This is a genomic window from Kitasatospora sp. NPDC057738 (genome assembly GCF_042798815.1).
GTDB classification, from domain to species: Bacteria; Actinomycetota; Actinomycetes; order Streptomycetales; family Streptomycetaceae; genus Kitasatospora; species Kitasatospora lactacystinica.
This window is the reverse complement of sequence record NZ_JBHVJT010000093.1, coordinates 1-18,514: the sequence shown is the minus strand read 5'-3', so window position 1 is coordinate 18,514 and position 18,514 is coordinate 1. Positions and strand designations below refer to the sequence as shown.

The 18,514-nt window shown below is 74.3% G+C and carries 20 protein-coding genes and 1 pseudogene; 13 read left to right on the top strand and 8 right to left on the bottom strand.

Going from position 1 to position 18,514, the window contains the following annotated elements; genetic code table 11:
- Positions 1-218: 218 nt before the first annotated feature.
- A complete protein-coding gene (locus ACFVGO_RS35000; RefSeq protein ID WP_380636159.1) occupies positions 219-788 on the bottom strand; it encodes a DoxX family protein in 570 nt (189 codons plus the stop codon).
- 209 nt (positions 789-997) lie between these two features.
- Between ACFVGO_RS35000 and ACFVGO_RS34995 the strand changes: the two genes are divergently transcribed.
- Positions 998-1,594 carry a TIGR03086 family metal-binding protein gene (locus tag ACFVGO_RS34995; RefSeq protein WP_380636157.1) on the top strand — a complete coding sequence of 199 codons (597 nt, stop codon included), beginning with the start codon at positions 998-1,000 and terminating at the stop codon, positions 1,592-1,594.
- Positions 1,595-1,744: 150 nt separating this feature from the next.
- Complete coding sequence (locus tag ACFVGO_RS34990; RefSeq protein ID WP_380349401.1) at positions 1,745-2,203, top strand: hemerythrin domain-containing protein; 459 nt, start codon at positions 1,745-1,747, stop codon at positions 2,201-2,203.
- Positions 2,204-2,254: 51 nt separating this feature from the next.
- Here ACFVGO_RS34990 and ACFVGO_RS34985 read toward each other — a convergent pair whose 3' ends face one another.
- Both ACFVGO_RS34985 and ACFVGO_RS34980 read right to left on the bottom strand, forming a co-directional pair.
- Complete coding sequence (locus tag ACFVGO_RS34985) at positions 2,255-3,043, bottom strand: VOC family protein (RefSeq protein WP_359912392.1); 789 nt, start codon at positions 3,041-3,043, stop codon at positions 2,255-2,257.
- Between the two features lie 122 nt (positions 3,044-3,165).
- Positions 3,166-3,747, bottom strand: a complete 582-nt coding sequence (locus ACFVGO_RS34980; RefSeq protein ID WP_380636154.1) for a Uma2 family endonuclease — start codon at positions 3,745-3,747, stop codon at positions 3,166-3,168.
- Positions 3,748-3,967: 220 nt separating this feature from the next.
- Between ACFVGO_RS34980 and ACFVGO_RS34975 the strand changes: the two genes are divergently transcribed.
- The 4 genes from ACFVGO_RS34975 (at position 3,968) to ACFVGO_RS34960 (ending at position 8,674) form a co-directional block, all read left to right on the top strand.
- Positions 3,968-4,645 carry a TetR/AcrR family transcriptional regulator gene (locus tag ACFVGO_RS34975; protein ID WP_359912386.1) on the top strand — a complete coding sequence of 226 codons (678 nt, stop codon included), beginning with the start codon at positions 3,968-3,970 and terminating at the stop codon, positions 4,643-4,645.
- A gap of 147 nt (positions 4,646-4,792) precedes the next feature.
- Positions 4,793-6,319: an MFS transporter gene (locus ACFVGO_RS34970; RefSeq protein ID WP_380636152.1), complete on the top strand. Its 1,527-nt coding sequence runs from the start codon at positions 4,793-4,795 to the stop codon at positions 6,317-6,319.
- Positions 6,320-6,591: 272 nt separating this feature from the next.
- Positions 6,592-8,202, top strand: coding sequence for a cytochrome bc complex cytochrome b subunit (locus ACFVGO_RS34965; RefSeq protein WP_380636150.1), 1,611 nt, complete (start codon positions 6,592-6,594; stop codon positions 8,200-8,202).
- 31 nt (positions 8,203-8,233) lie between these two features.
- Complete coding sequence (locus ACFVGO_RS34960; protein ID WP_380636148.1) at positions 8,234-8,674, top strand: PPOX class F420-dependent oxidoreductase; 441 nt, start codon at positions 8,234-8,236, stop codon at positions 8,672-8,674.
- Positions 8,675-8,861: 187 nt separating this feature from the next.
- On the opposite strand, the gene ACFVGO_RS34955 is transcribed toward ACFVGO_RS34960, so the two are convergent.
- Positions 8,862-9,131: a DUF1876 domain-containing protein gene (locus tag ACFVGO_RS34955; protein WP_359900185.1), complete on the bottom strand. Its 270-nt coding sequence runs from the start codon at positions 9,129-9,131 to the stop codon at positions 8,862-8,864.
- A gap of 167 nt (positions 9,132-9,298) precedes the next feature.
- Between ACFVGO_RS34955 and ACFVGO_RS34950 the strand changes: the two genes are divergently transcribed.
- The 4 genes and pseudogenes from ACFVGO_RS34950 to ACFVGO_RS34935 all read left to right on the top strand — a co-directional run bounded on the left by ACFVGO_RS34950 (position 9,299) and on the right by ACFVGO_RS34935 (position 12,284).
- Positions 9,299-10,231 carry a YndJ family protein gene (locus ACFVGO_RS34950; protein ID WP_380636147.1) on the top strand — a complete coding sequence of 311 codons (933 nt, stop codon included), beginning with the start codon at positions 9,299-9,301 and terminating at the stop codon, positions 10,229-10,231.
- Positions 10,228-10,738: pseudogene (locus ACFVGO_RS34945) on the top strand (DUF1990 family protein). Before ACFVGO_RS34950 ends, ACFVGO_RS34945 begins: the two are co-directional and overlap by 4 nt.
- Positions 10,739-10,887: 149 nt before the next feature.
- Complete coding sequence (locus tag ACFVGO_RS34940; RefSeq protein ID WP_380636146.1) at positions 10,888-11,556, top strand: hypothetical protein; 669 nt, start codon at positions 10,888-10,890, stop codon at positions 11,554-11,556.
- Positions 11,553-12,284, top strand: a complete 732-nt coding sequence (locus tag ACFVGO_RS34935) for a hypothetical protein (RefSeq protein WP_380636145.1) — start codon at positions 11,553-11,555, stop codon at positions 12,282-12,284. Before ACFVGO_RS34940 ends, ACFVGO_RS34935 begins: the two co-directional genes overlap by 4 nt.
- Here the strand turns inward: ACFVGO_RS34935 and ACFVGO_RS34930 are convergent.
- From ACFVGO_RS34930 to ACFVGO_RS34920, 3 genes are read right to left on the bottom strand one after another with little or no spacing between them, the layout of a single operon-like run.
- Positions 12,252-12,992: a zf-HC2 domain-containing protein gene (locus ACFVGO_RS34930; protein ID WP_359900175.1), complete on the bottom strand. Its 741-nt coding sequence runs from the start codon at positions 12,990-12,992 to the stop codon at positions 12,252-12,254. The genes ACFVGO_RS34935 and ACFVGO_RS34930 overlap by 33 nt on opposite strands.
- Positions 12,989-13,561 carry a sigma-70 family RNA polymerase sigma factor gene (locus tag ACFVGO_RS34925; protein ID WP_380349420.1) on the bottom strand — a complete coding sequence of 191 codons (573 nt, stop codon included), beginning with the start codon at positions 13,559-13,561 and terminating at the stop codon, positions 12,989-12,991. The genes ACFVGO_RS34930 and ACFVGO_RS34925 overlap by 4 nt, the downstream gene beginning before the upstream one ends.
- A 33-nt stretch (positions 13,562-13,594) precedes the next feature.
- Positions 13,595-14,167, bottom strand: a complete 573-nt coding sequence (locus ACFVGO_RS34920; RefSeq protein WP_359900173.1) for a hypothetical protein — start codon at positions 14,165-14,167, stop codon at positions 13,595-13,597.
- A 194-nt stretch (positions 14,168-14,361) separates the two neighbouring features.
- Here ACFVGO_RS34920 and ACFVGO_RS34915 point away from each other — a divergent pair, with 194 nt between their 5' ends.
- Positions 14,362-14,751 (top strand): thioredoxin domain-containing protein, encoded by a 390-nt coding sequence (locus ACFVGO_RS34915; protein WP_359900171.1) that lies wholly within the window; start codon positions 14,362-14,364, stop codon positions 14,749-14,751.
- An 87-nt stretch (positions 14,752-14,838) separates the two neighbouring features.
- On the opposite strand, the gene ACFVGO_RS34910 is transcribed toward ACFVGO_RS34915, so the two are convergent.
- Entirely contained in the window at positions 14,839-15,801 is a 963-nt protein-coding gene (locus tag ACFVGO_RS34910; RefSeq protein WP_380636142.1) for a helix-turn-helix transcriptional regulator, read from the bottom strand.
- A 294-nt stretch (positions 15,802-16,095) separates the two neighbouring features.
- Between ACFVGO_RS34910 and ACFVGO_RS34905 the strand changes: the two genes are divergently transcribed.
- Together ACFVGO_RS34905 and ACFVGO_RS34900 are read left to right on the top strand one after the other, a co-directional pair.
- Positions 16,096-16,830, top strand: a complete 735-nt coding sequence (locus ACFVGO_RS34905; protein ID WP_380349426.1) for an alpha/beta fold hydrolase — start codon at positions 16,096-16,098, stop codon at positions 16,828-16,830.
- A 221-nt stretch (positions 16,831-17,051) separates the two neighbouring features.
- On the top strand, positions 17,052-18,494 hold the full coding sequence (locus tag ACFVGO_RS34900; protein ID WP_359900166.1) for an NAD(P)/FAD-dependent oxidoreductase: 1,443 nt from the start codon (positions 17,052-17,054) through the stop codon (positions 18,492-18,494).
- The last annotated feature ends 20 nt before the right edge of the window (positions 18,495-18,514 follow it).

The window sequence follows — 18,514 nt, the reverse complement described above, 5'->3', positions numbered from 1 at the left end:
ATGTACCATTGCACACATCACACAATATTGTGAAGGCCTTTACCCAAGGTCCACCCATCCACGACAGCGGAAAGGGCACGGCGACGAGTCGTCACCATGCCCTTTCCGCTTGCGAAGGAGGGATTCCGGGAATTCCCGGCCGCCCCCTCCCGGAGCGGCTCATTGCGGAGCGGCTCATTGCGGAGCGGCTCTTTGCGGAGCGGCTCTTTGCGGAGCGGCTACTTGCGGAGCAGCAGGATCACGCCCGCCGTCACCAGGCCGACCACGACGGCGGCCACGCCGTACGCCAGGCGGTGCGCCCGCAGCACCGGCAGGAAGCGGTCCACGGCGTAGCGGCCGGGGCCGGTCAGGGCGAGTGCCGCGGCGCCCGCGGTCAGCAGCAGCTCGTACTCGCTGCCCTTCGGGGCGAAGAAGCCGCCGCCCCAGGTGACGGCTATCGCGTTGACCATCGTGCCGACGATCGCGGCACCCGCCAGCGGGGTCAGCAGGCCGACGGCGAGGGCGAGTCCGCCCAGCGTCTCGGTGAGGCCGGCCACCACGGCCATGGCGTCGCCGGCCGGGTAGCCGCTCATGGTGAAGAACTGACCGGTGCCGTCGATCCCGCCGCCGCCGAACCAGCCGAACAGCTTCTGGCTGCCGTGCGCGGCCATGGTCAGGCCGAGGGCCAGGCGCAGGAGCAGGAGTCCGGCGTCGTAGGCGTGCGGGGAGGTCGTCGCGGACCCGGCGGTGGCCCGGGCCGGGCTGACGGTGGTGGTGGCGGCGGTCGTGCTCGGGCTGCTGCTCGGCATGCGCGTCTCCATCGATCGGGGTTCGGTCGTCGTCCGGCGCGGCCGGACGTGGTCACGGGTTGTGGTGGTGCGGCGGGCAGGGGTCGTCACCCCCACCGTTGTTCAAATTTGAACCGCCGCTCTTCGACCGTACCGCGAAGTTCGAATTTGAACAACTGACGGATCGTCGGCGACTCGCGGAGCCCGTCCGGGCCGGAGAGGGTGGAGGCATGGCTCAACACAGGCACCACCGACGGGAGGCGCGGACCGGCACCCCGTACCCCGAGGCGCTGGACGCCTTCGGCGAGCGCGTCCGGCTCATCACCCCCGGCCAGTGGGACTCCCCCACACCGTGCAGCGACTGGTCCGTCCGCGACCTGGTCAACCACCTCACCGGCGAGCAGCTCTGGGTACCCGAACTGCTGATGGGCGCCACCGTCGGCGAGGTCGGCGGACGCTTCGACGGCGACGTGCTCGGCGACGACCCGGTCACCGCCTGGACCGACGCCGCCGAGGCCGCCCGGGAGGCCTGGGCCGTCCCCGGCGCCACCGAGCTGACCGTCCACCTCTCCTTCGGCGACACCTCCGGCCAGTACTACCTGGACCAGCTCACCACCGACCTGGTGATCCACTCCTGGGACCTCGCCGAGGGCATCGGACGGCTCACCCGGCTCCCGGACGGGCTCGTCGGGTTCGCGCTCGGCGAGTTCGCCGGGTACGGGGACCTCTCCGGCAGCGGGCTCTTCGACCCGCCGGTGCCGGTGCCCGAGGACGCCGGACCGCAGACCCGGCTGCTCGCCCTCGCCGGGCGGCAGGACGCCGGGTGACCGGGCGGCGGCACGGCGGGTGACCGGACTGCACGACGGAGGGTGACTGGCCGCGCCCGCGCGTGAACGGGCGCGCCTCCGGGTGAACGGGCCGGCGCCGGATACTGGAAGGCGACGGGGGAAGTCTTCCGTGCGAGAGGCGGGCGGGGCATGAGCCGCAGGCCTGACATCCTCGGCGAGTTCACCGCCGACCACCGGGCGGCGATCGAGCTGCTCGACCGGATCGAGGCCGCACCGGCCGACGACCCCGGGCGCGGCGAGCTGCTCGCCCGGCTGACCGACCTGCTGTTCACCCACTGCGCCGCCGAGGAGGAGCACCTCTTCCCCGTGGTGCAGCACGACGTGCCCGACGGCGGGGCGCTGGTCTTCCGCAGCATCCACGACCACCTGGCGATCGGGCAGTACCTCGCCGACCTCCAGGGGCTCGGACCCGCCGACCCGGCCCTCGGCACCCTGCTGCGCGGCCTCGCCGAAACCCTGCGCCGGCATCTGCGCGACGAGGAGGAGCAACTCTTCCCCGCCGCCCGCAAGGCCCTGCCGGCGGCGGCCCGCACCGCTCTGGGCGACCGGCTGCGGGCGGACCGGGCCGAGCTGGACGCCCCCGGCTGATCGGGCCCCGGGCCGATCAGTCCTTCGGGACGATCGGCTCCCCGGCTCCGGTCAGTCCTTCGGGCCGATCACCGCGAACCGGGCGCCCTCGCGGTCCCGCAGCCGGGCCACCCGCCCGTACGGGGAGTCGAAGACCGGCCCGAGCGCGCCGCCGCCCAGCTCCACGGCCCGGGCCAGCGCCCGGTCGGTGTCCGGGACGGCGAAGGACACCTCCCAGTGCGGCGGCATCCCGGCCGGGCCGCCCGCCTGCTCCTTGGCCAGCGCCGCGACGCTGTGGCCCTCGGCGCGCAGCACCACCCGGTCGTGCTCCCAGCGGACGTCGAAGCGCTCCGGGTCCCGGCCGTCCCAGCGGAACACCTCGCCGTAGAACAGTGCCGCCGCGAACGGGTCCGGGGTGCGCAGCTCGATCCAGACCGGCGCGCCGGGCACGTCCAGCTTCCGGGCCCGGCCCGGCGGGCCCTCCCAGATGCCGAACACCGCGCCCGCCGGGTCCGCCGCGAAGGCCACCCGTCCGGCGTCGAAGGTCAGCGGGCCGACCGCCAGCGTCGCGCCGCGCTCGCGCACCGCGTCGGCGGCGGCGTCGGCGCTCTCCGTCCCGAAGTAGCTGGTCCACGCGACCGGGATCGCCCCGAAGCCGGCGACGCCCAGCCCGGCCACCGCCTCCCCGCCGGTCACCGCGTGCACGTACGGGCCGAAACGGTCCGGCCCGGGCTCGAACTCCCAGCCGAGCAGGGGCCCGTAGAACTCCTCGGCGTCGTCCAGGTCCCGGGCCATCAGGCTCACCCAGCACGGTACGGCCGCCACACAGCGCACCCTGGCGGCCGTCTCACCGCTGCCCATCGCGAACCTCCTCTGCCCACCCGACCGCCGGGCCCCTCCCGGCTCCGACGACCCACCGGCCGCCCGGGACGCCCACAGCCTAGGCCGCCACCCGCACCGCCCCGGGGACGCCATGCCCGGGATCAGCGCACCCAGTTCTTGAGGGGCTCGGTGTCCAGGGAGATGCCCACCGGGTCGGGCAGCTGGACGGCCTTGCCGAAGGGGAGGGTGTGGACCGTCTCGTAGCGGACGCCGTCGGGCCGGCTGTGGACGACGACCTCAGCGGAGTCCCGGTCGATCAGGAGGTAGACCGGGATGCCGGCCTCGGCATAGGCCCGGGGCTTCTCCACGCGAGCACGACGGTCGGCGTCGGAGTCGTAGGAGGTGACCTCCGCGACCATCAGGACTGCGCCGGTCGGCGCCCAGTCCCCGTACCCGACGAATGCGTCGGCGTCGGCGAGCGTGCCGTCGGGGCGAGCACGCCCGTCCCGGTAGCCGTCGAGCCTCAGGCCTTGATCATGCAGATAGAGCTCCGGCCGGGCCTGGATGCAGATCCGCAGAAGCCACTGGATGATGCGGCCGTGGTCGCCGTCCGGCGCGGGTTTGATCCCCAACTTCCCGTTGCTGAGCTCCAACTGGATGCCCTCGACCGTCCGACCCAGGTGACGGGCGAACTCCTCGAACTGCTCGGGCAGAATCTGCGGGCGCTCGGAGATCGCAGCCACGGGCCCCTCCTCCTCCTCCTGGACGCCCTTCGGGGCAACGAGGTCCCCGGCGGGTGGTTACGGGCCGCTCGGCTCCGATCACGGCCCAGCCGGCCGAGGCGCCCCTCGTATGACGCAGGTCACATGGGGGGCGGAAATTCCGGGGACGGATTCCCCGTTTGCGAGTACGTTGGAAGAAGCGGGGAGAATTTCCCCGGTATCCTGATGAGGAGCAGTCGTCGTGACCACCACCGCCGAGTCGGTCCGTCCCGCCGGGAGCGCGCGCACGCCGAAGTTGCGTGCGGACGCGAGCCGGAACCGGGAGCGGATCGTGCTGGCGGCCCGGGACGCGTTCGTCGAGCACGGTGCGGACGCACCGCTGGACGAGATCGCGAAGCGGGCGGGGGTCGGCAATGCCACGCTGTACCGGAACTTCCCGGACCGGGTGGCGCTGATCCACGAGGTGGCGGTGCTCGTCAAGAACCGCATCCTGGCCCTCGCCGAGACGGCGACGGCCGAGGCGGACGCTCCTGACGGCGGCGGCCCGTTCGACGCCCTCCAGCGGTTCGCGCACGCGTCCGTCGGGGAGAAGGTCGGCGGTCTCTGCACCCTGTTCAGCAACCATGTCGACCCGTTCGACCCGGAGTTGACCGAGATCCGGGAGCGCCTGCAGGCCGCCGTGGGCGGGCTGATGGAGCGCGCCCGGGCCGCGGGCGAGCTACGGTCGGACGTCGACCACGGTGACCTGTTCATCGCGATGAGCCAGCTGACCCGGCCACTGCCGAACACCGCCTGCCGACTGCTCGACGACTTCGTCCACCGGCACCTGCAGATCTTCCTGGACGGTCTGCGCGCGCCGGCCGCTTCGGTGCTGCCCGGCCGGGCCGCGACCTTCGAGGACTTCCAGCCCCAGAACTGACCCGACCACCAGTACCGACCGCCCGACGGCGCCCTGTCGCGCCCCGGCACACCCTTTCACCGCACCTTCCCCGTGCGGCAACCCGCCGTTCCCGTACGGCATTCGACCGTTCACGCACACCACACGCACCGTGAAGTGAGTACCCCCATGCCTCAAACCGACGCCCGACCGGCGACGCTGCCCGATCCCCGGCGCTGGAAGGCCCTGATATTCATCGGGCTCGCCCAGCTGATGGTCGTCCTCGACGCCACCATCGTGAACATCGCCCTGCCGTCCGCGCAGCGCGACCTGGGCATCTCCGACGGAAACCGCCAGTGGGTGATCACCGCCTACGCGCTGGCCTTCGGCGGCCTGCTGCTGTTCGGCGGCCGGATCGCGGACCTCTGGGGCCGCAAGCGGACCTTCATCGTCGGCCTGACCGGCTTCGCCCTCGCCTCCGCGCTCGGCGGCGCCGCGGCCAACACCGCGATGCTGCTCGGCGCCCGCGCGCTCCAGGGCGTGTTCGGCGCGCTGCTCGCGCCGGCCGCGCTGTCGCTGCTCGCGGTGAGCTTCACCGAGGCGCGTGAGCGCGCCAAGGCCTTCGGCATCTACGGCGCGATCGCCGGTGGCGGCGGCGCCATCGGTCTGATCCTCGGCGGCCTGCTCACCGAGTACATGAACTGGCGCTGGACCTTCTTCGTCAACATCCCGTTCGCCATCGTGGCCGCCGCGGGCGCCGTGCTGGTGATCCGCGAGCCCGCCGAGGGCCGCAACCGCAACCGGCTGGACGTCCCCGGCGTGCTGCTGGTGACCACCGGTCTGGTCGCGCTGGTCTACGGCTTCACCCGCGCCGAGTCCGACGGCTGGTCGTCCGGCAGCACCATCGGGCTGTTCATCGCGGCCGCCGTGCTGCTGACCGCCTTCGTGCTGGTGGAGCGCCGGGTCAAGGCCCCGCTGCTGCCGCTGCGCGTGGTGCTCGACCGCAACCGCGGCGGGGTGTACCTGTCGCTGGGCATGGCCGTGATCGGCATGTTCGGTCTGTTCCTCTTCCTGACCTACTACCTGCAGATCGTGCTCGGCTACAGCCCGGTTCTGACCGGCGTCGCCTTCCTGCCGATGGTGGCGGGCATGATCACCGGCTCGACCCAGATCGGCGCCCGGCTGATGACCAGGGTCCCCGCGCGCTACCTGATGGCGCCCGGCTTCCTGGTCGCCTCGGTCGGCATGTTCCTGCTGGCCCACATCGGCGTGGACACCTCGTACCCGGCGCTGATCCTGCCCGGCCTGGTCCTGATGGGCCTCGGCATGGGCACCGCGTTCATGCCGGCCATGAGCCTCGCCACCCACGGCGTCCAGCCGCGCGACGCGGGCGTGGCCTCGGCCATGGTCAACACCTCGCAGCAGGTCGGCGGCGCCATCGGCACCGCGCTGCTGAACACCATCGCGGCCAGCGCGACCACCGGATGGCTGGCCGCGCACGCCACCGCGGCGGCCACCTCGCCGGACGCCGCCAAGGCGTTCCAGTTCCAGGGCATGGTGCACGGCTTCTCGACCGCGATCTGGGTGTCCTTCGGGATCCTGGTGGCGGCCGCCGCGGTCGCCTTCACCTTCGTCAACGCCGGCCGGCCGGGTGCCGCGGCGGGCTCGGACACGGGCGCGGCGAAGGAGAACGAGGTGCCGGTGCTGGTGCACTGACGGCCGGGGGTTTGCTCGGGTGCGTACGCGGCCCGTCCGGTGTCCTCCAGGACACCGGGCGGGCCGCTCGCCGTTCGGGGCCGCGGAGCCAGGTGACCGGGGGCCGGGTGACCGGGGGCCGCGGAGCCAGGTGACCGGGGCCGAAGCCCCGAAGGGGTCCGGGGAGCCGCCAAGGACCCCGGGGTGGAAGTGGGGATCACTCCCCGATTATGGTGGCCCCCAGTGCGAATCGGGGACTCCTCCCCGTTTCCTTCGGACCGAGGTGCGTGCACATGACCCGGAATCAGAGCCCTGGGCGGGGGCAGCGGGCCGCCGACTGGGCGGACGGCCGGCTGGGGATCCACTCCCTGGCCAGGGCGAACCTGCGGAAGATCTTCCCGGACCACTGGTCCTTCATGCTGGGCGAGATCTGCCTCTACACCTTCCTGATCATCATCCTGACCGGTGTCTGGCTGACGCTGTTCTTCAAGCCCAGCATGGGCGAGGTGGTCTACGCGGGCTCGTACGTCCCGCTCAAGGGCGTCCCGATGTCGGAGGCCTACGCCTCCACGGTGGACATCAGCTTCGAGGTCCGCGGCGGTCTGCTGATCCGCCAGATCCACCACTGGGCGGCGATCGTCTTCGTCGCCGCCATGTTCGTCCACATGATGCGGGTGTTCTTCACCGGCGCGTTCCGCAAGCCGCGCGAGATCAACTGGGTCTTCGGCTTCCTGCTGCTCTTCCTCGGCATGCTGGACGGCTTCTTCGGCTACTCGCTCCCGGACGACCTGCTCTCCGGCACCGGCATCCGGTTCATCGAGGGCTCGATCCTCGCCGTCCCGCTGGTCGGCACGTACATCCAGATGTTCCTGTTCGGCGGCGAGTTCCCCGGCCACGACATCGTGCCGCGCTTCTTCACCATCCACGTGCTGCTGATCCCGGGCATCATGCTCGGCCTGCTGGTGGCGCACCTGATCCTGGTCTTCTACCACAAGCACACCCAGTGGGCGGGCCCCGGCAGGACCGAGAAGAACGTCGTCGGCATGCCGCTGATGCCGGTCTACCTGGCCAAGGCCGGCGGGTTCTTCTTCCTGGTCTTCGGCATCACCGCGCTGGTGGCCGCGATCGCGACCGTCAACCCGATCTGGGCGTACGGCCCGTACCGGCCGGACCAGGTCTCCACCGACGCCCAGCCCGACTGGTACATGGGCTTCGCCGAAGGCCTGATCCGGATCATGCCCGGCTGGGAGGTCGGGCTGTGGGGGCACACCCTCAATCTCGGGGTGCTCATCCCGTTCGCGCTGTTCCCGCTGGTCCTGGGCGCCATCGCCGCCTACCCGTTCCTGGAGGGCTGGGTGACCGACGACAAGCGGGAGCACCACCTGCTCGACCGGCCGCGCAACGCGCCCGTCCGCACCGCGCTCGGCGCCGCCTGGATCAGCGTCTACCTGGTGGCGCTGGTGGCCGGCGGCAACGACCTGATCGCCACCCACCTGCACCTGTCGCTCAACTCCATCACCTACGCCGCCCGCGTCGGCTTCTTCGCCGTCCCGGTCGCCGTCTTCGTCATCACCAAGCGCTGGTGCCTGGGCCTCCAGCGCCGGGACCGCGACAAGGTGCTGCACGGGCGCGAGACCGGCGTCGTCAAGCGCCTGCCGCACGGCGAGTTCACCGAGGTGCACGCCCGGCTCTCGCCGCGGGAACTGCACCGGCTCACGGCGCACGAACAGCCCCGCCCCCTCGAACTGCCCGCCCCGGTGGACGAGAATGGAGTGGCCCGCCCGGCCGGTGTGCTCACCCGCACCCGGACCCGGCTCTCCCGCGGGTTCCACGGCGAGGGCAGCCGGATCCCCAAGCCCACCGCCGAGGAGTTCCGCGAGATCACCGAGGGCCACGGGCACTGACCCGCACCCCCCGATGGCACAGGGAGGACAGGTGCACCACCGAACCGACCGGCTCGCCGACAGCAAGTACCTCCTGCTCACCACCTTCGACGAGGACGGCAGCCGGATGGAATCGCAGCTCTGGGTGGTGCCCGACGGCACGGCCCTCGGGGTCTGGGCCCCGGCCCACTCCGGCGAGGCCGAACGGATCCGCCGCCACCCCCGGGTGCTGATCGGCCCCTGCGACGCCCACGGGCGCCCCACCGGCCGCCCGGTCCCCGCCCGGGCGCGGCTCTGCGACGCCGACGACACCGCCCGCTACCGCACCTCGCTGATCAACAAGTACGGCCTGACGGCGCTGGTCGTGCTGGCCCGCAGCCGGTTCCGGGTGGGGCTGGCCGGGACGGTCGGCATCCGGATCACGCTGAACGAACTGGAACAGCGGCTGGTCGGTCCGGACTGGCAGCCGCCGAACGGCTACTGCGTCAACTGACGGGCCGCGTCGGCTGACGGACCGCCGATCCCCATCGAGTGCCGGGGCCCCGGAAAGGGGCGGCCCCGGCGCTCGGCGCTTCCGAAGCCGTTCACGACGGCGGGTGGGAGGTCACGGCGGCGGGCAGGGCGTCGGGGGACGCCGGGACGGGCCCGGGGCCTGCGAGCCGGGGCCTGCGGGCCGGAAGTCAGGACAGCGGGTGCGTCGGGACCGGGCTGACCTCCTGGATCTCGCCGTGGGCCTTGGTGAGCAGCTGCGAGGCGAGCTCGTTGAGCGCGCGGGCCCCCGCGATCTCCTCACCGACCCTCAGCTGTTCCGGGTCGGAGGGGTGGCGGCTGCTGTAGCCGTGGGCGCGCAGTTCGCTCCCGTCGCCGAGCCGCAGCAGTGCGGCGGCGCTGGTCCGCGGCCCCTCTTCGCGGAACTCCATCTCGATGTGCCAACCGACCAGAGTCTGCATGGCGGATCACCTCCATCGGTTACTCCTCCAGAGTGCGCCGCACCCACCGTGAACACCAGGCCAGCCCGACGGGGGCGACATTCGGGGCCGAGTTGAACGCGTTCAACTCGGCCGCGTAGAGTCGGCGGCGCAAGCTATTTGAACACGTTCAAGGGGGTGTGCCCGCGATGGGAAAGGGCACCACGGAGCTGGTCGACCTGCTGATCCTGCTCGGCATGGGCGCCGTCGTCCCGCTCGGCCTCGCCCTCGTCGACGAGCCCGGGCTCACCCGGATCCGCCGGCTCTGGCCGCTCGCCGCCGTACCCGGCGCGCTCTCGCTCTGGCTGCCCCGCGGCGGTCCGGCCACCGGCTGCGCCCTGCTCTACGCGCTCGGCACCCTGGCCGTCGCCCTGCACGCGCCGCTGCGGCTGGCCCGCACCCGCTCGCTCGCGCCCGCCGAGATCGCGGTGCTCACCGCGCTCGCCGCGCCCTCGGTGGCCGGGGTCGCCCTCGTCGCCGAACGCTCCGGGTACCCGCTGTTCGGCTTCGAACCGCACATCCTGGCGCTCACCGTGCCGCACTTCCACTACGCCGGGTTCACCGCCGCCCTGGTCGCCGGACTGGTCTGCCGCGCCGCCCGCCCGGGCTCGGCCGCGGCCCGCTGCGCGGCGCTCAGCGTCCCGGCGGGCACCCTGCTGGTGCTGGCCGGATACTTCCTCGGCAACTGGTGGCAGTTCGCCGGGGCCGCCGTATTGACCACCGGAATGTGGCTGGTCGGCCTGGTCACCTGGCGCGAACTGCGGCCCCGCAGCGGCGATCCCGTCACCGCCCGGCTGCTCGCCGCCTCCTCGGCCGTCCTCGCGCTCACCATGCTGCTCGCCCTCTGGTGGGCACTCGGCCGGGCGGCCGGACTCCCCCACCCGACCCTGACCTGGATGGCCGCCACCCACGGCGTCGGAAACGCGCTCGGCTTCGCGCTCTGCGCCCTGCTCGCCTGGCGCCGGATCGCGGCCGATCGGACCGCCGCGGGCCGCACCGCCATGGACCGCACTGCCGCGGAACGGACCGCCATGGACCGGACCGCAGCGGCCGGGACCGCCGTCACGGAGACCGCTCGATGAACGACTACAGCTACCCCGAGCAGGGCGCCAGCCGCACCGGCGAGCTGCCCGCCGGCTACAACCACCTGCGGCACAGCGCCCTCATCGGCCACGGCCGCCCCGCGCTGGAGGCCGCCGGCGCCGCCCTGCTCGACTGGCGGATGCACCGGCTCGCGGGCGTCCGGATCGACGCGGCGGCCGACCGGGCCGCCCCCGGCGTCGCCGTGCGGTGCGCCATCGGCCTCGGCCCGCTGCGGGCCGGCGCCCCCAACCGGGTGCTGGCCGCGGTCGACGGCCCGGACCGGTACGGCTTCCTACGGGACCAGGACCGGGCACCTGGCCCGGGGCGAGGAGACCTTCCTGGTCGAGCTGACCCCGGACGGCGGGGTCCGGTTCTCCGTCACCGCCTTCAGCCGACCGGTCGCCCGGTACGCCCGGCTCGCCGGCCCCCTGCTCCCCCTCGCCCAACGCGCCTTCGCCCGCCACTGCGGCCGCGTCCTGGCCCGGATCGCGGCCCGGGCCGGCTGAGCACCGGCCGCCCCCGCTCACCCGACGCACCTTCACCCACCACTGCGCACGCGCACCGACCCGGAGCACGGCGCGGGCCGGCCCGACGGCGGGCGGCCCGCAGGTAAATCCGCTCGTCGGGGCGGTGGTCCGTTCGGGATGATCGGCGGATGATGTCGATACGACCGGTCCTGGAGATCTTCGCCCCCGACGGCTTCGCGCTCTGGCCGACGGGCAGCCATGAGCCGTACGGGAGCCTCACGCTGAACGGGCGGCTCACGGCGGCCGAGGTCGGTACGGCGGTGTGGCGGCTGGCCGACTGCAACGACGTCGAGCCCGAGTCCGAGCCGGCCGAGGAGCGCGGGCCGCGCCCGGCGGACCCGCTGGGCGGCTTCCTGCACGGGCTGATCACCGAGTCGCACCCGTACGCCCCCGGCGGCCTGGTGGTGACCGACTCCGCCACCGGCGCCGTCTTCGAACCGGGCTGCTGCAACGGCCTGGAGGACTGGCGCGAGTGGCTGAACGTCACGGACGGCTCCGGCACGGCCTGGTTCGGGCACGACCCCGACGCCCGGGCCGAGTGCGTCGGCCGGGTCGTCCGGCTGACCCGGAACGCCGAGAACGCCGAGAACGGCGAGGGCCCGGTGATCGAGCTGCCGGTGGACGAACTGCGCCGGCTGCTCGCCGGAGTCGAGCGGGACCTGCGGGACTTCCTCGCCCTGGCCGCGCGCTGGGCCGGGCAGCAGCTGCCCGAGCACGCCGCCGCCGTCACCGCCGCGCTCGCCCGGGCACTGGACCTGGAACCGGCCCCGGAGCCGGCCCCGGAGCTTCCGTCATGACCAGCTTCCACACCCACCGGGCCCGGGTGCACGACGCCGCGCTCCCGCCGTACCGGCGGCACAGCGCGCTGCGCACCTGTCTGACCCGCTTCGCGCCGTACGGCCTGCGGGCGACGTACCACCACCTCACCGTCAGCGCCCGGATGCCGCGCTTCCTGGAGGCCGACCCGGAGTCGCTGGTCCGCGCGGTGGACGAGCTGCACGAGGCGCGCGAGCTGTGGCGGGCCCGGGCCGAGGAGTACGCGGCGCGGCGCCGGGCGCAGAAGCGGGCCGGGCGGCGGCGGGCGCCGGAGACGGCGTGGTGGCACCAACGCTGGTGGGGATCGCCGAACGCGGCCTGGGAGCACGACCCGTTCCTGCACCCGCCGCTGCGGCTGCCCGACTACGTCCGGCGGCAGCACGCGCTGCTGGACGGCGTCGAACTGCCCGGCTGTCCGGCCTGCGGGGAGCAGGGCCCGCCGGTGGGGATCCCGACCGGGCACGGCCGCGCCGAACTCTGCCGCGGCTGCGCCCGGGTGCTGACCCCCTGCGGCTGCGAGCGGTGGCACAGCTTCGAGCCCTCGCTGCGGGTCGGCTGGAGCCGGACCTGGCGGCGGGAGCACATGACCGGCACCGGCGAGCCGAGCCCGCACTGGCCGGGCGTGCGGGGCACGGCCCGGGTGGAGCGGCTGGAGTCGTACACGGTCGACCTGGAGTCAGGTGTGGTGCGCCGGGACCGCGACCAGTAGCGCGCCGCTGTCCTGGACCCGGACCTCGAAGTGGTCGATGTCCCCGGGCTGGAGGGCCGCCCCGCCGGTGGTGCGCACGGTGCCGTCCCCGCCCCCGTAGCCGCTCGCGGGGACGGACCAGCTGGTGACCGTCTGCTGCTCGCCGGTGCGCGAGACGGCGACCAGCCGGCACGTCAACGGGCCTTGGACGCCGGAGAGTTGCAGGCTCACCCGGGTGCCCCAGGTGGCGCCGTCCAGGCCGACGGTGGCGTGCGCGCCGGTGCTCGGGTCGGTGGCGCTGAACTGCTCGGCCACCGCGACCACGGCGGGCGCGTGCTCGGCGGTGAGCACCGCGGCGGTGACGGCGGGGCCGGCCGCGACCATCGCGGTCGCGGCCAGGGCCAGCACCAGTCGCCGGATCCGGCCCCGCCGCCGGGTGGCGCCGACCTCGGCGACCAGGCGGTCCAGCAGCTGCGGGCCCGGTTGCGGGGCGGGGCCGGCCGGGTCCGTTCCGGCCGCCCGCACGGTGGCCGAGTACTCGGCCAACAGCGGTTCCACGGGGCCGAGTTCGGCCACCTGCTCGGCGCACTGCGGGCAGTCGGCGAGGTGCTGTTCGAAGGCGGTGCGCTCGGCGGGCTCCAGCAGGCCGAGGACGTACGCGCCGACGTCCGCGTGCTCCGGGCCGCCGCCGGGCGTCCGGTCGGGGTCCGGGTCGGGGTGTCCGGTCACGATGTCACTCCCCGTTCCTCCAGCGCGAGCCTGAGCGAGCGCAGCGCGTAGAACACCCGCGAGCGCACCGTCCCGGCCGGGATGCCGAGTTCGGCGGCCGCCTCGACGGCCGTACGGCCCTTCAGGTAGGTCTCGACGATGATCTCCCGGTGCGCGGGCGAGAGGTCGGCCAGTGCGTCCGCGACGGTCATCATCCGCAGGGCCCGGTCGGTCTCGTCCTCGGCGGGCAGCTGCTCCAGCACCGCGGCGTCCACCTCCCGCGGCCGGGCCATGGCGCTGCGGTGACCGTCGATCACGATCCGCCGGGCGACCGTGACCAGCCAGGGCCGCAGCGAGCCGGCCTCCGGGTCGAGCCGGTGGATGTTGCGCCAGGCACGGACCAGCGTCTCCTGCACCACGTCCTCGGCCCGCTGCCGGTCCCCGGCGACCAGGTGGAGCACGAACCCGAACAGCGGACCGGCGTGCTCCCGGTAGAGGGCGCGCATCAACTCCTCGTCCGGCGCCCCCGTACCGCGGCCGCCGGCGCGTCCGACGGGGTGCTCCTCGGTCACCACTTCATCGTTGCGCACCCGGGCCTCCCGGTCGAGGGCGGTCGGGACCGGTCAGTAGCCCGGGGTGCTGGGCATCGGGTTGCTGGGCGCCGGCGTGCTGGGCGCCGGGGTGGCGGGCATCTGCGGGGAACCGGCCGCGGTGCCCGCCCTGCCGCCGCTCGGGGTCAGCGCGAACCAGGTGCCGCCGACGCCCTGGCCCTTGGTGTCGCCGGGCTTGGTGTCCGGCGAGTAGCGGTAGGCCGGCCAGCCGTTCAGGGTGACCTGCTCGGTGCCGTCGGCGCGGGTGACCGTGCCGACCAGCTTGCTGTCGATGCCCTTCACCGTGACGTTGCCGTTGGCGTGCTCGGGCGGCCAGATGACGGCGCAGCTGCCGTTGCAGGAGGACTCCGGCGGGCTGTTCCGGTCCTGGTCGAAGCGGTAGAGCGTGAAGCCGGCGCTGTCGGTGACGATCGTGCCCAGCTTCGGGTCCTGGGCGGTCCGCACGGTGACGCTCGCCGGGGCGCTCGGGCTGCTCGACGGGTGCGACGAGCCGCCGGACGACCCGCAGCCGGCGATCAGGGCGGCGGCCGCGATGCCGGAGGCGGTCAGGGCCAGGGTCCGGCGGGTGCGGAGTGTGGAGGGCATGGGGTGCCTCCCGCGGGGGAAGGGGTCGGGACGGACCGGACACCCTTCTGTACGGGTGGTGGCCGCCGAGTGCTCAACCCCGGCGCCGGGAGTTCCCCGAGCCCCCGCGACTCCCCCGGAATACGCCGCCGACCGGCACCGTTGTGCCGGGCGACGGTCTGAGCCGCCACCTCCGGAAGGGAAGGAATCACGAGATGAGCAGCACGGTCGAGCTGACCAAGGAGAACTTCGACGACATCGTCCCGGGCCCGGAGGGCAAGGACTTCGTCTTCATCGACTTCTGGGCCGGGTGGTGCGGGCCGTGCCGCCAGTTCGCCCCGGTGTTCGAGAAGGCGGCCGAGCGCCACCCCGACCTGGTCTTCGCCAAGGTGGACACCGAGGCGCAGCACGAGCTGGCCGCCGCGTTCGAGGTCCAGTCGATCCCGACGCTGGCGATCGTCCGCGAGGGCGTACTCGTCTTCTCGCAGCCCGGCGCCCTGCCGGAGACGGTGTTCGAGGACCTGATCAACCAGGCCCGCAACCTGGACATGGCCGATGTGAAGCGCAAGGTCGCCGAGGAGCGGGCGGCCGGCGGCCAGGCCTGATCCGGACGCGGCCGGGCCCGGTCCGGACGCCCGAGGGCCCGGGGAGCACCGTCTCCCCGGGCCCTCGCCCTACCCGGCCGCGGCCGCTCAGGCCGGTTCGGCGCCCCAGGCGGCGAGCCGGGCCGCGAGCGCCCGCACCTCGGCGCGCAGCGCGGCGGGCTCCCGGACGGTGAACGGCCACCCCAGGCCGGCCAGCAGCACCGCGACGCCGTCGAGGTTCTGCGCCCGGGCCCGCAGCAGCACGCGGTCCTCGGCGAGTTCGGTGAGCGTGCCGACGGCGGGCGGAAGCCGGCGGCGGGCCTCGGCGAGGCCGACCGCCAGCTCCACCTCCACCCGGTGCCGCCAGGGCGCACCGGCCAGTGACTCCACCACCCGCTGGACCGGGTCGAAGTCCCCGGGCGGCTCGAAGCCCGCCTCGCCCTGCTCGACCCGGGTGATCCGGTCCAGCCGGAAGGTGCGCGGCTCGCCGCTCCGGTGGTCGAGGCCGGTGGTGTACCAGCGCCCGGAGTGGAAGACCAGCCCGTACGGGTCGAACTCGCGCTCACTGGGCCGGTCCTCGCGGTCCCGGTAGGCGAGCCGCACCCGGCGCCGCCGGCGGGCCGCCTCGGCCAGGGTGAACAGCGCTGCGGCGGCCGGGCCCGGGCCGGTGGCCGGGACGGCGGTGAGGCCCAGGGTCTGCTCGACGGCGGAGACCCGGTCGCGCAGCGAGGGCGGGAGCACCCGCTGGATCTTGGCGAGGGCGGTCCCGGTGGCCTCCTCCCCCACCGACAGGCCGGAGCTGCGGCCGGCCAGCAGGCCGAGCACGACGGAGACGGCCTCCTCCGGGTTGAGCATCAGCGGCGGCAGCCGGTAGCCGGGCCGCAGGCGGTAGCCCCCGTAGCGGCCCCGGTCGGCCTGGACGGGGATGCCGAGCTCGGCCAGCCGGGAAACGTAGCGGCGGACGGTGCGCTCGTCCACGTCGAGCCGGGCGGCCAGTTCGGCGCCGGTCAGGCCGGGGCGGTCCTGGAGCAGTTCCAGCAGGGCGAGGACACGGCTGACCGGGTGCTCCACCGTGCGTTCCTCCCGTCTCCTCGCCGTCTCCCGCCGGCTCCGAACCGGCTCCGCGCCGGCTCCGTGCCGCCCTTGCGGACGGCTCTTCCGCCGGCCCCTTCCGGACGCCGTCCGGACACCCTCCGGACGCGCGGGGACGACGCGGAGGAAATGCGGGCGACTTCTGTCCGGATCCGATCCTAGAGTCGGCGGTGGAGGAGGCCCCAGCGGGGCGAAGCCCTCCCACGGGCCCCTCGACGCCTCCGGCCCGTCGAGGCCTCCCCCGGCATCCCCACCGACGAAGGAGTGATCCCCATGAGCACGTTCGTACTGGTCCCCGGATTCTGGATCGGCGCCTGGGCCTGGGACGAGGTGGCCGAGCCGCTGCGCGCGGCCGGGCACCGCGTGTACGCCGTCAGCCTGCCCGGGGTGGCCGAACGCGCCGTCGAGACGGGCGAGTTCGGGCTGGAGGACCACATCGCCGACCTCGCCGCACTGCTGGTCCGGGAGGACCTGTCGGACGTCGTCCTGGTCGCGCACAGCGGCGCCTGCGCCCCGGTGGGCGGGCTCGCGGACCGGATGCCGGAGCGGATCCGCCGGGTGGTCTACCTGGACAGCGGCCCGCTGATCGACGGCTCCGCGGTCCAGGACCTCTGGGAGCCCGACTACCGGCGGACGGCCGAGGCCTCGCTGATCGACGGCCGTCTCCCGATGCCGTCCTGGGAGTACCTGGCCGAGCACGGCGCCAGCGTGGCGGGGCTGGACGGGGCCGCCCTCGCGCGCATCCGCTCCCGGGCCACCGCGCAGCCGGCCGGGGCGTTCCGGGACCGGCTGCGGCTGACCGGCGCCGGGGCCGCGCTGCCGCAGGCGCTGGTCTCCTGCTCCTTCCCGCTCTCCCAGGTGCGCGAGCTGATCGCCGCCGGGCACCCGTACTTCGCCGGGATGTCCGGGCCGAACTGGGAGCTGCGCGAACTGCCCACCGGGCACTGGCCGATGTTCTCCCGTCCGGCCGACACGGCGGCCCTGCTGGCGGAGCTGGCCGCGCTCTGAGCCCGTCGGCCCGGCCCGTTCCGTCCGGCGCCGGGCCGACGGGCTGTCCCGTCCGCGCCCAACGGTGTGCCCCACGGCGCCCTCGGCGTGTCCGACCGTCGCGCAACCGCGCCCGGAGCGGCAGGATGGGGCCCACGCCGTACCCGAGCGAGGAGCGAGCACCCGCCCGTCATCCCCGCCGTGCGGGCCGGGGTGGCCATCGAGACGACGGAGGACAGGGCATGACCAGCACCGCCGAGGAGTACGACGTCATCGTCCTGGGAGCCGGCCCGACCGGCGAGAACGTGGCCGACCGGACGGTCGCCGCCGGGCTGAGCACCGTGATCGTGGAGGCCGAGCTGGTCGGCGGCGAGTGCTCGTACTGGGCCTGCATGCCCAGCAAGGCGCTGCTGCGGCCGGTGGCCGCGCTGGCCGACGCCCGCGCGGTGGCCGGCTCCCGGGAGGCGGTCGACGGCCGGCGGCTGGACCCGGCCGCGGTGCTGGCCCGGCGGAACTCCTTCGCCTCCGACTGGAAGGACGACGGCCAGGTGCGGTGGCTGCGGGACACCGGCATCGAGCTGGTCCGCGGCCACGGCCGGCTGGCCGGGGAGCGGACGGTGACGGTGGAGGCCGAGGACGGCAGCGAGCGGGTGCTCACCGCCCGGCACGCCGTCGTGGTGTGCACCGGCAGCCGCCCGGTGCTGCCCGCGCACGTGCCGGGGCTCGCCGAGGCCCACCCGTGGACCAACCGGGAGGCCACCGGCTCGCAGACCGTCCCCGGGCGGCTCGCCGTGGTCGGCGGCGGGGTGGTCGGGGTGGAGATGGCCGCCGCCTGGCGGGCGCTCGGCTCCGAGGTGACGCTGCTGGTGCGCGGTGACGGACTGCTGCCGAGGATGGAGCCGTTCGCGGGCGAGCTGGTCGCGGAGGGCCTGCGGGCCGCCGGGGTGGACCTCCGCTTCGGCACCGAGGTCACCGCGCTGGAGCGGGCGGACGGCTCCGGGCCGGTGACCCTCGCCCTCGACGGCGGCGGGACGCTGACCGTCGACGAGGTGCTGTACGCGACCGGCCGGGCCCCGCGCACCGCCGACGTCGGGCTGGAGCAGGTCGGCCTGAAGCCGGGCGACTGGCTGGAGGTGGACGACAGCTGCACGGTGCTCGGTGTGGACGGCGAGTGGCTCTACGCCGCCGGGGACGTCAACCACCGGGCGCTGCTCACCCACCAGGGCAAGTACCAGGCCCGGATCACCGGCGCGGCGATCGCCGCCCGCGCCCAGGGGCTCCCGCTGGACACCTCGCGCTGGGGCGCGCACGCCGCATCCGCCGACCTCGCGGGCGCGCCCCAGGTGGTGTTCACCCAGCCCGAGGTCGCCGCCGTCGGTCTGACCCGGGCCGCCGCCGAGGCGGCCGGGCTGCGGGTGAAGACCGTCGACCACGAGATCGGCTCCGTCGCCGGGGCCTCGCTCTACGGCGACGACTACCGCGGCCGGGCCCGGGTGGTCTTCGACCTGGACCGGAAGGTGCTCGTCGGCGCCTGCCTGGTCGGCCCCGGGGTGGCCGAACTGCTGCACTCGGCCACCGTCGCGGTGGTCGGCGAGGTGCCGATCGACCGGCTCTGGCACGCGGTGCCCTCCTACCCGACGATCAGCGAGGTCTGGCTGCGGCTGCTGGAGGACTGCCGGGGGTAGCGACGCACGGTCCGCGGGCG